The organism is Pseudomonas sp. AP19 (assembly GCF_001728855.1).
In the GTDB taxonomy this organism is placed as follows: Bacteria; Pseudomonadota; Gammaproteobacteria; order Pseudomonadales; family Pseudomonadaceae; genus Aquipseudomonas; species Aquipseudomonas fluorescens.
The window spans coordinates 341,810-354,463 of record NZ_LXJP01000001.1; the positions used below are offsets into that span (position 1 = coordinate 341,810).

A 12,654-nucleotide genomic window follows, 5' to 3' on the forward strand; every position below is an offset into this window, starting at 1 on the left:
ACACTCTGGTGTCGACACCCCTCGGATCAGTTGCTCTTCACGGCGTAATCCGGCTTCTTGTCATTGCCTGGAATGTACGGGCTCCACGGCTGGGCGCGGATCGGTTTCTCGGTCTGCCACACCACAGAGAACTGCCCATCCGCCTGGATCTCGCCGATCATCACCGGCTTGTGCAGGTGGTGGTTGGTTTTATCCATGGTCAGGGTGAAGCCCGACGGCGCGGCGAAGGTCTGGCCGGCCATGGCTTCGCGCACCTTGTCGACGTCGGTGGACTTGGCTTTCTCAACCGCCTGCGCCCACATGTGGATGCCTACGTAGGTGGCTTCCATCGGGTCGTTGGTCACGGCTTTATCCGCGCCTGGCAGGTTGTGCGCCTTGGCGTAAGCCTTCCAGTCGGCGACGAACTTCTTGTTCACCGGGTTCTCCACCGACTCGAAGTAGTTCCAGGCCGCGAGGTTACCCACCAGCGGCTTGGTGTCGATGCCGCGCAGCTCTTCTTCACCGACGGAGAAGGCCACCACCGGTACGTCAGTCGCCTTCAAGCCCTGGTTGGCCAGCTCTTTGTAGAACGGCACGTTGGAGTCGCCATTCACGGTTGAGATCACCGCAGTCTTGCCGCCAGCGGAGAACTTTTTGATGTTGGCAACAATGGTCTGGTAATCGGCGTGGCCGAACGGGGTGTAGACCTCTTCGATATCTTTATCCGCTACGCCTTTTGAATGCAGGAACGAACGCAGGATTTTGTTGGTGGTGCGCGGGTACACGTAGTCGGTGCCGAGCAGGAAGAAACGCTTGGCGCCGCCTCCTTCTTCGCTCATCAGGTATTCCACTGCCGGGATCGCCTGCTGGTTCGGTGCTGCACCGGTATAGAACACGTTCGGCGACATCTCTTCGCCTTCGTACTGCACCGGGTAGAACAGCAAACCGTTGAGTTCTTCGAACACCGGCAACACCGATTTACGCGACACCGACGTCCAGCAACCGAACACCACGGCGACCTTGTCCTGGGTCAGCAACTGGCGGCCTTTCTCGGCGAACAGCGGCCAGTTCGAGGCAGGGTCCACCACCACCGGTTCGAGCATCTTGCCGTTCACACCGCCTTTGGCGTTGATCTCATCGATGGTCATCAACGCCATATCTTTAAGCGAGGTTTCGGAGATTGCCATGGTCCCGGACAGCGAGTGCAGGATGCCGACCTTGATGGTCTCGGCGGCCTGTACGGTCCAGGTCAAACCCATGGCGGCAATCGATGCTGACAGGGTGAAAGCCTTGATCAAACTGCGACGCTTCATAGTGCGATCTCCGTAAGCCAATATTTTTGTGGGGCAGATACGCAGGACTTTGCAAAGGCTGTGCCTGCGCCACTCAACATGAGCATCTACAGGGGCTGGCCGCTGACGGGAGCAGTGCTGCGCACCAACTTGGCGCCGCAATGGGTATCGGGTGCACGGGAGGCTTCAAAAAGGGGCGAAGGGGTAGATATACAGCGCAAGTCACCCGCCGGCCTGTTCCAGGATGCGGATTCAGACAAGGCGCTGTTTTGCCTTGGACCTTTTCGCCAGCGAGAACCTTATGGACACGATCCCTGCCACACCGGCTGATTCAACGCGCCATCCTGTGAAACACCCTCCCCTGAGCCCGGCGTTTATCAGCGCCGACGACGCAGCCCGCTGGGCACACGAGGCGATAGGCCGACGACGCGATGTCGAATATGGCGGTGTGATTCTCAAGCGCGGCAGTCGTTATTACGCGACTCAGCCCATACCGGATAGACGCATGGTCTTCGATCACGGGCTGCTGTTGGCCAAAGACAGTGAGGGCAACTTTATTGCCCCCGAGGGCTATGTGGCTGAGGCGTTCTATCACTCCCACCCTGCGGATGCCGTACAAATCCGGGCCATGTTTCCCAGCTTTACAGCCGACCAGGCGCAGCTGTTCAACAACTTTTACTCGACCGCAGACCAACTCTTCAGCTTCAGGAATCGGGCGTTCGCCAAGAGTCACTATTTTTCCGGGCCGGACAGTGTGTTGCTCAAATATGTCAGCAGTGGATCGAGCGCGGAAAAAACCTATGGCCAAAAACTGCTGGCCGGAACCGTTGAACCAAGCAGTGATTTCGAATCGCCGGTCAGGAATCTCGCCGAGGTCGGAGAGTTGTGGGTACTGATTGCGAATGCAGTTTGGGGGGGCGTTCGTGGTCGGGTGACAAAGGGCTGGCGAATGAACACACCCGTGACCACCAGCGGTGGTGTACTGCAGCAGCCCTTTTTCACCTCGGTGTTCTCAACCCCGGAAGCGGCTGTGCTGGGTGGGTTTTTGCCCACTGACGCACTGGATCAACAGCCAAAGGTGGGGTTTGTGCTCAAGCACACCCGTCAGGAGGCTTACGTGGCGACGTTAGCGCTGCCCAAGCGCCAGCCTGTGTTTTCGCCCGATAATGTTTTTCCAACACGCCCCGATGGGAAGCTGCGGCTGCCCTCCCAGTACCGGCTGGCGGCCATTTACTTCAGCAGTTGGTATGAAACGGACGAGGTTGCAGCGCGAGAAAAATGGCTGGCCAGTACCTTCTTTACACCGGCGCAGATAGTGGCCGCGACGCGTCAGGCGCGGGCGACCCTGGACATTCAGGACCCGGTTCGTGGCTTGTCCCTGTACATGCAAGCGTCGGATGGTGCACTGCTGGCATTCAAGGTGCCAGAGGCCACGCCCACCAGCGATCTGGTCAGAATGGGAAGCGCGGGTGAAGTCAACGATAACGGCGCGCAGGCAGCCATGCTTGCGGGCACGTTGAGCCCGCGTGATTACGTGCGCAGAGTGATTGCAGCGACCGATTTGTCGGTGGTACAGGCCGGTGGTCTGTGGCGTACGGTCGGCAGGGTGGATAACCGCTTCAACCTGCTGACGTCGTTTTATACGGCGACTTTGAGCCGCGCGTTTCTCTCTGCACGTGATGCGGTGGTGTATGCCCATGAACGCGTCGGCACCAGGCGCGACCGCTACTATGGAGGGTATGTGCTTGAGGGCGAAGACGGCCGCTTTGTTGTCACCGAACCGGTGGAAAGCGCCGCCAACCCCTTTGCCTTCACGTTGTTTTTCCCCGCCGACAACAAAGGGCCGTTGATACCGCCCGAACCTTACAAGCTACATGGGCGTTACGGCTCCCATCCCGAACTGTCCATGGTCGATCCGGCGCCAGTGTTACGTCGCGGCTGGACGCGCGACGAGGCATTGATTAACCAGCAGGTGTTCAGCCCCGATGAGATGTATTCAATCATCGCGGCCGGGCGAGTGGCGTATCTGTCGGGGGCCGCGAATTGTTTGCTGGAGTACACCCCTGACCGCTCCTCGGGAGAGCAGTTACTGCTCGACAACATTGCCCCGAATGCCGGGAATAACAGCCTGCAGCGGCGTCTCGAAAGTGGCCAGGTCAAGCCCGGCAACTGGGTCTGGCGGCTGGCGGAAGCGGGGAACTTCAAGATTATCCGGGGCAACCCGCTGTGGGGGCCGCGCTCAGTGGTCTACAACGACTGGACGGCCAACTACACCTACGCCCCGCGATCCGGCCCGCCCGACTACGTCACCTACGGTGCGGTATTTGCCAGTGCCGACGAGGCGGCCCAGAACCTCCACGGTCGAGTACATGGGCGTAACTTTCCCGAGGCGGCCTGTTTTGCCTTCATCCTCAAACATCAGGATCAGGAACAGTACATCGCAAGCGAAGTGGTGGGGGTCACCGATCAGAACAAATTGTTCAATTTTAACGGTGTGTTTGAACGCAATGCGGACCGCAGTTACCAACTGCCCGATGGGTTTTCCATTCACGGGCTGTTTCGCTCGCAGCAATGGTCACCCACCGGGCTGACGACGTCGAACGCATGGCTGACGCTGTTTTTTGTCACACCGGATGTGCTCTACGCCACCCTCTATGCCGCCAATCAGGAAGGTGCGAACCTCCCGCGAGTTTACTTTTCAACCCTGGATGGCGCGCTGCTGCGGTACGAGCCTGCGCCGCTTGACGTGAGCAGTGGCGGCGCCGCAGACAGGGTGTTGACCGAGGCCCGGGAGCAGTTGAATTCGGGTCAGCGCTCCCCTCTGGATTTCGTCAGGGAGTGGGCACTCAAGCGCAGTCTGCACGTCGTACGTGTCAGCCAGTGTTGGGATAAAAAAGGCGGGGTCAGCCCTACCTGGGCTGGCTATGAAACCTTGATGCCGCGGCGTTTAAGCCCCGCCTTCGCCAACCCTGACGACGCCGCCCGTCATGCTGCGGCCATGGTGCGCAAAGAAGGACGTGCTTATGGTGGGGTGCTCCTCAGGTTGGCTAACGGGTTGTTCGCCGCGACCGAGCCGCTGGTGCTTCCACCGCGTGGGCTTGCTTTGCACTGGATCTACCCGGATCAAGCGGTTGCCGTGGGGCTTTATCCCGGGGGCAGTTCGATTGTGGCGCGTTATCGGTCCGTGCTGGACCAAGAGGTGCCGTTGCTGTTGTCCACCACCCAAAAAGCGATCTACAAAAGCATGCTGCCGACGGCGGTGCTGTCCAATCTGCTGCACCGTGAAGCTCATATCAAGCGCGAGTATGTGTTTGGCACTAATGGCTCGATCCTCAGTTATCAGCTGTCGGATTCTGATGGGCAATTGCAGCTCAAGGAGCGCCTGGCGCCGCGAAACCTGGTCAAAGGTGATTACGGCGACAACCGCGTCGAACAGCAACTGCGCAGCGGCGCACTCTCGCCGCAGGCGTTTATCACTGAGGTGGCGAAGGTCGGTGATTTTTATGTGGTGGAGGGGGATTCGCTGTGGGGGATGCCCAGGAAGATCACCGGGGATTTTGTGGCGCATCAAACTCGGCCGAACCCCGGGGATATTCGGCAGGTGTTCCTCGATTCGCCCGGTGGCCCGATTTTCACCCGGGCGTTAGATGCCGTTCGTCACGCCCAGCGCGAGTGGACGCCGCAAGCCGATGTGGCGTTCGGTTATGTGCTGAAGTCGGTGAGCAAGCCGCTGTACATGACGACGTTGGCACTGGTGCGAGACAACCTTGCCGATTTCAAGCAGGTCTTTATCAACGGCCAGTTGCCCCAGGGCTATGTGCTCGACGGTTTGTATCTGTGCGCTTCGAATGTTGCCATTGCGGCGGACAATGACGAAATGGCACACAGTTTTCTAGCGCCCCAATACATTGCCAAGGCGCTGAATTTTATCAGCAGCGCGCGTACTGGAGGTGTTCTGCCGCTCTATCTGTTGTGCAGCGACGGTGCGTTACTCACGTACAGGTTCCCCAAAACGTCGTCACTTTACGATTGGACGAGCAGGGCGCACCTGGAGCGCACGCACTTGCTTCAAGGCTCCCTCACCGTCAGTGATTATGTGCGCCGCCTGGCAGGTGCCGGTGAGCTGTCCATTCGCGTCACCAGTGAAGTCTGGGGCAGGAAAGAGCGGGTCACTCTGCACTGGCTACCGAAAAGAGCGCCTCATGCGTTTGCTGACGACCCGCATTTTCATTCGTTCTGCGGCCCGCTGTTCTTTTATCCCGATGATGCCGCTCGGTATGCTCAGGGCTTGGTGGCGCCGTTCAAGGGCACGCAGTACCTGGGCGCGGTTCTGGTGCCTGGAGAAACAGCGGGGTATGTCGCGATTGACCCGGTGGAGGATCAGGGCACGGGAAGTACAAGTACCTTGGCGTTGCTGTTCTGGATTGATCATGCGGGCTTCGACGTGCCGCCCGGCAATGTGCTGAGTACCTACAAAATCGCAGCGGTGCAGTCGTTCTACAAAGCCATTGCCTCCACCTCCAGCCGCGAGCCGCTCGACATAAAACTGCTGGAAAACTTTGTCGCCAAGGATGACTTGCGTGACTATCTTGCGGTGGTCAAGCGCAATGCCCCCGAGGGGGCAAGGTGTTACCTGTCATGCCGGGGTGGGGCGCTGCTCAAGTACCTGCCCGTGCACAGCGCGGCTGAAACCACGCTGCTTGCTCCAGGTGAAGCGCCTGACCCAAGTGTATGGATCAGTCGGTTAAGAGCACTGGGTATTCTGTCCGTGTTGGTCTCCGATAGCTTCTGGACACGTGAGGGGGTGCTGGGTGAAGAGTGGAAAGTCAGCGAGGTGCAGGCCGAACCGCACGTCGACGAATATTGGTATGTGCATACCAAAGACGAACTCTGACCCTAGCGCCTGCGCATCAACCCAATAAAAAACAACCCGCCAATCGCCGCCGTCGCCACGCCAATGGGCAGGTCTTCGGGGGCGATCAAGGTCCGCGCCGCAACATCTACCCAGACCAGGAACACGCTGCCCAACAGTAGGCACACCGGCAACAATCGCCGGTGTTCGGCGCCGACCAGGCGTCGGGCAATGTGCGGCACCATCAGGCCAACAAAGCCGATGGAGCCGCTGATGGATACCAGTACGCCGGTCATCAGAGAGGCTATCAAAAACACCTTCAGCCGCACGTTCCGCGCGTTCAGGCCCAGGGTCACAGCGGTTTGCTCGCCGGCCATCAGAGCGTTCAATGGGCGCGCCATACCCAGCAACAGCAGCAGCCCGAAGACGACCGTCACGGCAGGAATCATCAGCAGTTCCCAGCGCGCCAGGCCCAGGCCGCCGAGCATCCAGAACATCACCGCTGAGGCCGCGCGGTGGTCGCCCATGAACAGCAACAGGTTGGCCACCGCCATCATCACGAACGACACCGCCACACCGCACAGTAACAGGCGATCACTCTCCAGCCGCCCGTGACGGCTGGCCACCGCCAGTACCACCAGCATGCTCAGCAACGCGCCGAGAAAGGCGGCGATGGGCAGCGTCAGCAGGCCGACGATTTCCCCGACGTGCAGCACCACAATCACCGCGCCCAGGGTCGCGCCGGAGGTCACGCCCAACAGGTGCGGGTCGGCCAGAGGGTTGCGCGTGACGGCCTGCAACACGGCGCCGATCAACGCCAGCCCGGCGCCCACCAGCGCGCCGAGCAACATGCGCGGCACGCGAATCAACCACACGATATGTTCCTGACCGGAACTCCAGTTCACGTCACCGAGGCCGAACGCCTTGTTCAGTAAAATACGCCACACCACGTCCACCGGCACCGGCGCCGAGCCGAACCCCAGCGAGACTACGCAAGAGATCATTAACAACGCGCCAAGGGCGACCAGCAACAGGGCGTAGCGCGGGGTAATCATTCGCCGTGGAACCCTTTGGCCAGGGTTTCCACCGCCAGCACGTTATCGATCCCCGGCGTGGCCTGCACATAAGGAATCACGATAAAACGCTGATTCTTGATGGCGTCCACCGACTGCAGGGCCGGGTTGTTGAGCAGGAATTGCGCCTTCTGCTCGGCGGTGATTTCGCTGTAGTCGACGATCACGATCACCTGGGGGTTGCGATCCACTACGGTCTCCCAGTTCACGCGCGTCCAGCTGGCATCCATGTCATCGAGAATATTGCGCCCACCGGCTGCTTCGATCAGCGCCTGCGGCATGCCCAGGCGGCCGGAGGTCATGGCGCGGTCTTCACCGCTGTCATAGAGAAACACGCGTGGTTTGTCGGTGGGCAGGTCTTTTTGCACCTCGGCCACTTGGGCCTGCATCTTTGCCACCAGCGCGTTGGCGCGGTCTTGCACATCGAAAATCTTTCCCAGGTTGCGCACGTCGGTATAGGTGTCTTCCAGTGTCGCGGCAGGGCGCTTCATCACAAACGCGCACGACTCGGTCAGCTCATACACATTGATGCCCAACGGTTGCAGGGTTTGCGGCGTGAGGTCGCCACCCACACGCATGCCGTAGTCCCAGCCGGCGAAGAAGAAATCCACGTTGGCGTTGAGCAGGGTTTCCACCGATGGGTACTTACTCGCCAGCTCCGGCAGGCCGTCGAGGGTCTCGGCCATCTCCGGCGTGACCGACTTCCAGCCGGTCACGCCGCTATAGCCTGCCATGTGCGACTTGAGGCCCAGGGCAAGCATCATCTGCGTCATGTTGATGTCATGGCTGACTGCGTGTTTCGGCGCCTCCTGAAAGGTCACGTCGCGGTTACAGCTTTTAATCGTCACTGGGTAATAGGTTGCTTCGGCAAACGCTTGAGCAGTGCCGAGTAACAAGGCGAGAGACAGCAGGGAGCGCAGGATCATGGTTGGGTTATCCAGGTGATTCGCGGGTAGCCAGACAGAGGGTGAGTGTCGATCAAGGCCTCGACGCCAAACACGTCGCGCAACAGTTCGGCGGTCAGTACTTCGTGAGGCGTGCCGCTGGCGACAATGCGCCCGTGGTTGATCACGTAAAGGCGATCACAAAAGGCAGCGGCCAGGTTCAGGTCGTGAATGCTGGCCAGTGTGCCGATGTTCAGGTGCTTGACCAGCCGTAGCAACGCCAGCTGATAGCGCGGGTCGAGGTGGTTGGTCGGCTCGTCAAGGATCAGCAGTTGCGGTTGCTGGGCCAGGGCACGGGCGAGAATCACCCTTTGTTTTTCGCCGCCGGACAGGGTGGCGAAAGCGTGGTCTTCAAAGCCCTGCATGCCGACTGAATTCAAGGCTTCTTGAATCAACTGTTGGTCGTGGCGCGTGTCGGCATCGAACAGGCCTTTGTGAGGCGTACGGCCCATGGCGACCACTTCATCTACGCGCAATCCGAAGGCGTCGGGAAACTCCTGCAACACCACGGCGATACGTTGCGCACACCACTTGGCGCTTTGTTTCCACACGTTCTGGTGTTCGAGCACCACGTCACCGTGTTCCGGTTTGCTGAACCGATAGGCGCAACGCAACAGGCTGGTCTTGCCGCTGCCGTTGGGTCCGATCAGGCCGACAAATTCGCCCGCACCGACCTGCAAGCTCGCGTCACGCAGTTGGAACCGGTGATTGCAGTGCTCGTGACCCGGCGGGGTCCAGCCAAGCTGGGTGAGACTGAGTGAAGGCATGGTCATACTCAAGGTCAGCGCAGATCAAAAAAGGTGGGAGCACGCTCGCACATGAGCCCCTGGGGTAGCCGTTAAAAGGTGTAGTCCGCGGTGACAAAAAACGAGCGCGGCTCGCCCAGGAGCCACTGTTGACCGTTGTTGTACTGGCTGACCGCATAGGTGCGGTTGAACAGGTTGTTCAGCTCCAGGCCCAGCGTGGTGTTGCGCATCGCCCTCCACGACACGGCCGCGTCGGCCACGGTGTAGCTCGGCACTTCACGGGTGTTGGCCGTGTCGGCATAACGGGCGCTGACGTAACGCACACCAGCGCCGGCGCGTATATCGTCGGTCACGGCGTTGCTCAGCCACAGGTTGGCGGTGCGGTTGGGGACATCCACCGGGCGGTTGCCGTTGCGGGAAATCGCCTGGCCGTTAACCACTTCAGAGAAGTCGTCGTACTGCGCGCGCACGATGGCGGCGTTGGCTTGCAGTTGCCAAGCGTCGGGCAGCTGCAGGTCGAGGCTGACTTCCAGGCCGTTGGACGATTGCTGACCCACTTGTTCTTTGAGGTCGGTGCCGGGAATGCTCACCAGCAATTTCTGTTTGACGATGTGGTAAGCCGCCAGGGTCCATTCGCCACGCGCGTCCCAGAACGCCTGCTTGAAGCCGACTTCAGCCTGTTTGGCAGTGGACAAACCGAACTGCTGCTGGCTCGGGCTCAGGCTGATCAGGCTGCCGACACCGTCGGTGCTGGTGGCGTACTGGGCGTAGACCGAAATGTCTGGAGTGATCGCGTAGACCAGTCCGGCTTTCCAGTTATTGCCGGTCAGGGTTGTGTCGGCGTCTCTGTTCGCGGTTGTCAGATCATTGCTATCGATGTGCAGATAGTCGCGGCGCACGCCGGTGATCAACGAGAGTTTGTCGCTGAGTTGCAGGCGGTTTTCGGCAAAGGCGGCGAGCTGTTTGGTGGTGGTAACGGACTGCGCAATAAATGGGCTGTCACTGACAAACGGTTGTGGCACCGGGTGCTGAATGTCCACCGGCTGGCCGCCGCCCGGCAAGTCGTCGAAGGGCGCATTGCTGACCAGATGAAAGCGAATACGGTTGTACTCGACGCCCGTCACGGTCTGGCTGTCGAGGCCGAACAGCGTGTGTTTGAACGTGAAGGTCTGGCGGTCGCCGACCTGTTCCTGGTTGTGCTTGATGCCCAGGTAGTTCTGGCGCACCAAGCCGCCGTCGACATCGTTATAGCTCTCGGCGTTCTGCCAGCGGCGCTGGTTTTTCAGGTACGACAGCTCGTTGGTGGCAGTGACGTTGTCATTGATCTGCCACGCGCTGGTCAGGCGCGTCCATTGGTCGTTGTAGTGCAGTGTGTTGTTGCTGACGTTGTAGTTCTTGGCGCGCAGGCTTTTGTGTAACTGGCCGTTGATCAGCGGGGTGCCGTAGTCGTTCTGTGGGCGCTGGTCGCCATAGTCGTGGGCCAGGGTGACGCTGAGGTTGTCGGCCGGTTGCCAGCGCAGGGCGGCGCTGACGAAGTCGCTGGCCGAGTCGCCACGGTCGATGAAACCGTTGCTGCGCAGGCGGTTGATGTTCAGGCGATAGCTCAGCGTGTCGGTCAGCGAGCCGCCGCTGTCCAGGGCTTGCTGCTGGCGGTCATAGGACCCGTAGCCGAGACGGATGTGGTTTTCGATCTGGCCTTCAAACGGCTTCTTCGAAAGAGTGTTGATCACCGCGCCCGTGGCGCCCTGGCCATACATGACCGAAGCCGGGCCGCGCAGAACGTCCACGCGCTCAACCGACCAGGTGTCCACCGGGAAGGTGGAAGTGCCCGCGCCATCGAACATGCGCTGGCCGTCGTACAACTGCAATACCGAACTTTGCCCGGTAAAACCGCGTGCCTGTAACGAGGTACCGCCGTCGCCCGGTGTTCCGGTGCGGGTGATGCCGGTGGCGCGGGAGATGGCGTCCTGCACGCTGGCGTCGCCGCGTTGGCGGATTTTTTCGCCGGTCTGGCTCTCGACGCTGCCCGGCGTTTGCAAGGCCGTGAGGTTCAGGCGCGAGCCGGCGGTGGTCGGGGTATTCAAGTCGACGCGTTCATCATCTACGGCCGGCGCGGTCACGGGGCTGGCGGGCAGGGTCAGGGCCTGGGCGCTGTTATGCAAAGCGAGCAGGCACAGGCCGCACGCGAAGTACTTGTTCATGGGTCGATCTATCGCTTCTTGGGAGGTGCTCGCCGCAGGGCGCGGCGAGCAACGATAACGCAGAAAGTGTTATAAGTTAACACTTATTGGCTGCGGGACAAAGGTCGCGCAAGGCTACAGAAGGGCTCTGTGCTGGGCATCTCGCCTGTTTCATGCCGAACCTGAGGCGGATTCATGTGGGTTGAAAAAGCGCGCCAACACCAGGCGATCCACTGCCCACACCACGATCAACGAGGCGCCCACCAAAGGGAAAATGATCGCCAGCGCGAGCATGATCACCACCGCGGTTTTCCACGTCGGCAGGTCATGGCGCAACGGTGGAACGCCGAGCCCGCCCTGTGGCCGGCGCTTCCACCAGATCACCACACCACTGACCGCACTGAGCAAAATCAGCAGGCAAATCAGCAGCACGATCAGTTGGTTCACCCAGCCGAACATCTTGCCTTCGTGCAGCATCACGCCTGTTTCGGTGGCGCGGGCGACGGTGTTGTAGTGTTCCCAGCGCACATCGGCCAGCACTTTGCCGCTGTACTGGTCCACATGCAGGGTGGCGTCGTTGCGCGGGTCGTTGGCAAATACCGCGACCGTGAACACGCCGTCGGCAGTGGTCGGGAAGGTGATGCTGTAGCCGGGCTCGACCTTGCGTGCGGTGGCCAGGTCGACGACTTGTTGCAGGCGCACAGCCGGCGCGGCCGGTGCGCTGTTCATGGCGCCGTGCTTCATGTGTTCGGCGTGGTCGCCGGACATCGGCATCGGCGTATTTTCCATGGCCCAGGGCACGGTTTGTTGGCTGGCGGTATTGAGGACGCGTGCCTGCTGGTCAGACTGCGGCACGTTGTTCCACATCGCCGCTGGGAAGGTGTTCCACAGTTCGGCGTATTGCTTGCCCCAGAAGCCGGTCCAGGTCATGCCGCTGAGCAGCATCACCAGCAGAAACGCCGCGCCCCAGAAGCCTGCAACCGCATGCATGTCACGCCAGAACACCCGGCCGCTGCGGCTGAACCGTGGCCACAACACACCGGCCGACGACCTGCCGCGAGGCCACCACAGGTACACGCCGGACACCACCAGCATCACGCCCCAACCGGCGGCGAGCTCCACCAGGCGATCACCCACGGTGCCGATCATCAGCTCACCGTGCAGGGCCCGGGCGATGGCCTGCAGGTTGTTTTTTGCATCCTGTTCGCCGAGTACGGTGCCGCGATACGGGTCAACAAACACCGTCACGTCGCGCCCGCCTGCCTGCATCACAAATTGCGCGCTGCTGGTGGCGTCGGCGGGCGGCAGGTACTTGCTGATTTTGCCTTGGGGAAAAGCTGCCTGGGCCCTCTGCAATTGCTCGTCGGCACTCAGTGCGTGCTCGGCGCTTTGCACTTTGAGCAGGTCGCCATACATCAGTGGGTCGAGCTGGGGTTTGAACAGGTAGATGATGCCGGTCAGTGCCAGCAGCACCATGAAAGGCGCGACGAACAGCCCGGCGTAGAAGTGCCAGCGCCAGGCGAGGTTGTAGAAGGAAATCTTTTGAGTGGTCATCAGGGTGCTCCGCAAGGCATTATTTTTTTGGGTC

Annotated in this window: 7 protein-coding genes; 1 reads left to right on the forward strand and 6 read right to left on the reverse strand. The window is 60.5% G+C overall.

Features of this window, described 5'->3' with window-relative positions; translation table 11 throughout:
- Positions 1-26 precede the first annotated feature (26 nt).
- On the reverse strand, positions 27-1,292 hold the full coding sequence (gene urtA, locus A7D21_RS01470) for an urea ABC transporter substrate-binding protein (RefSeq protein WP_053254109.1): 1,266 nt from the start codon (positions 1,290-1,292) through the stop codon (positions 27-29).
- A 280-nt stretch (positions 1,293-1,572) separates the two neighbouring features.
- Between urtA and A7D21_RS01475 the strand changes: the two genes are divergently transcribed.
- Positions 1,573-6,165, forward strand: a complete 4,593-nt coding sequence (locus A7D21_RS01475; RefSeq protein ID WP_069550953.1) for a DUF4329 domain-containing protein — start codon at positions 1,573-1,575, stop codon at positions 6,163-6,165.
- A 2-nt stretch (positions 6,166-6,167) separates the two neighbouring features.
- Here A7D21_RS01475 and A7D21_RS01480 read toward each other — a convergent pair whose 3' ends face one another.
- The 5 genes from A7D21_RS01480 to A7D21_RS01500 form a co-directional block, all read right to left on the reverse strand.
- On the reverse strand, positions 6,168-7,178 hold the full coding sequence (locus A7D21_RS01480) for an iron ABC transporter permease (protein ID WP_053254110.1): 1,011 nt from the start codon (positions 7,176-7,178) through the stop codon (positions 6,168-6,170).
- Complete coding sequence (locus tag A7D21_RS01485) at positions 7,175-8,122, reverse strand: ABC transporter substrate-binding protein (protein WP_069550912.1); 948 nt, start codon at positions 8,120-8,122, stop codon at positions 7,175-7,177. Before A7D21_RS01485 ends, A7D21_RS01480 begins: the two co-directional genes overlap by 4 nt.
- A complete protein-coding gene (locus A7D21_RS01490) occupies positions 8,119-8,907 on the reverse strand; it encodes an ABC transporter ATP-binding protein (RefSeq protein ID WP_069550913.1) in 789 nt (262 codons plus the stop codon). The genes A7D21_RS01485 and A7D21_RS01490 overlap by 4 nt, the downstream gene beginning before the upstream one ends.
- Before the next feature lie 71 nt (positions 8,908-8,978).
- Positions 8,979-11,087, reverse strand: coding sequence for a TonB-dependent siderophore receptor (locus tag A7D21_RS01495; RefSeq protein ID WP_069550914.1), 2,109 nt, complete (start codon positions 11,085-11,087; stop codon positions 8,979-8,981).
- Between the two features lie 150 nt (positions 11,088-11,237).
- Positions 11,238-12,620, reverse strand: a complete 1,383-nt coding sequence (locus A7D21_RS01500) for a PepSY domain-containing protein (RefSeq protein ID WP_069550915.1) — start codon at positions 12,618-12,620, stop codon at positions 11,238-11,240.
- Positions 12,621-12,654 lie beyond the last annotated feature (34 nt).

Bases quoted from the DNA above. Each gene is read 5' to 3' on its own strand.
- A7D21_RS01480 (WP_053254110.1), bottom strand. From the start codon at position 7,178: ATGATTACCCCGCGCTACGCCCTGTTGCTGGTCGCCCTTGGCGCGTTG.
- A7D21_RS01495 (WP_069550914.1), bottom strand. From the start codon at position 11,087: ATGAACAAGTACTTCGCGTGCGGCCTGTGCCTGCTCGCTTTGCATAAC.
- urtA (WP_053254109.1), bottom strand. From the start codon at position 1,292: ATGAAGCGTCGCAGTTTGATCAAGGCTTTCACCCTGTCAGCATCGATT.
- A7D21_RS01500 (WP_069550915.1), bottom strand. From the start codon at position 12,620: ATGACCACTCAAAAGATTTCCTTCTACAACCTCGCCTGGCGCTGGCAC.
- A7D21_RS01490 (WP_069550913.1), bottom strand. From the start codon at position 8,907: ATGCCTTCACTCAGTCTCACCCAGCTTGGCTGGACCCCGCCGGGTCAC.
- A7D21_RS01485 (WP_069550912.1), bottom strand. From the start codon at position 8,122: ATGATCCTGCGCTCCCTGCTGTCTCTCGCCTTGTTACTCGGCACTGCT.
- A7D21_RS01475 (WP_069550953.1), top strand. From the start codon at position 1,573: ATGGACACGATCCCTGCCACACCGGCTGATTCAACGCGCCATCCTGTG.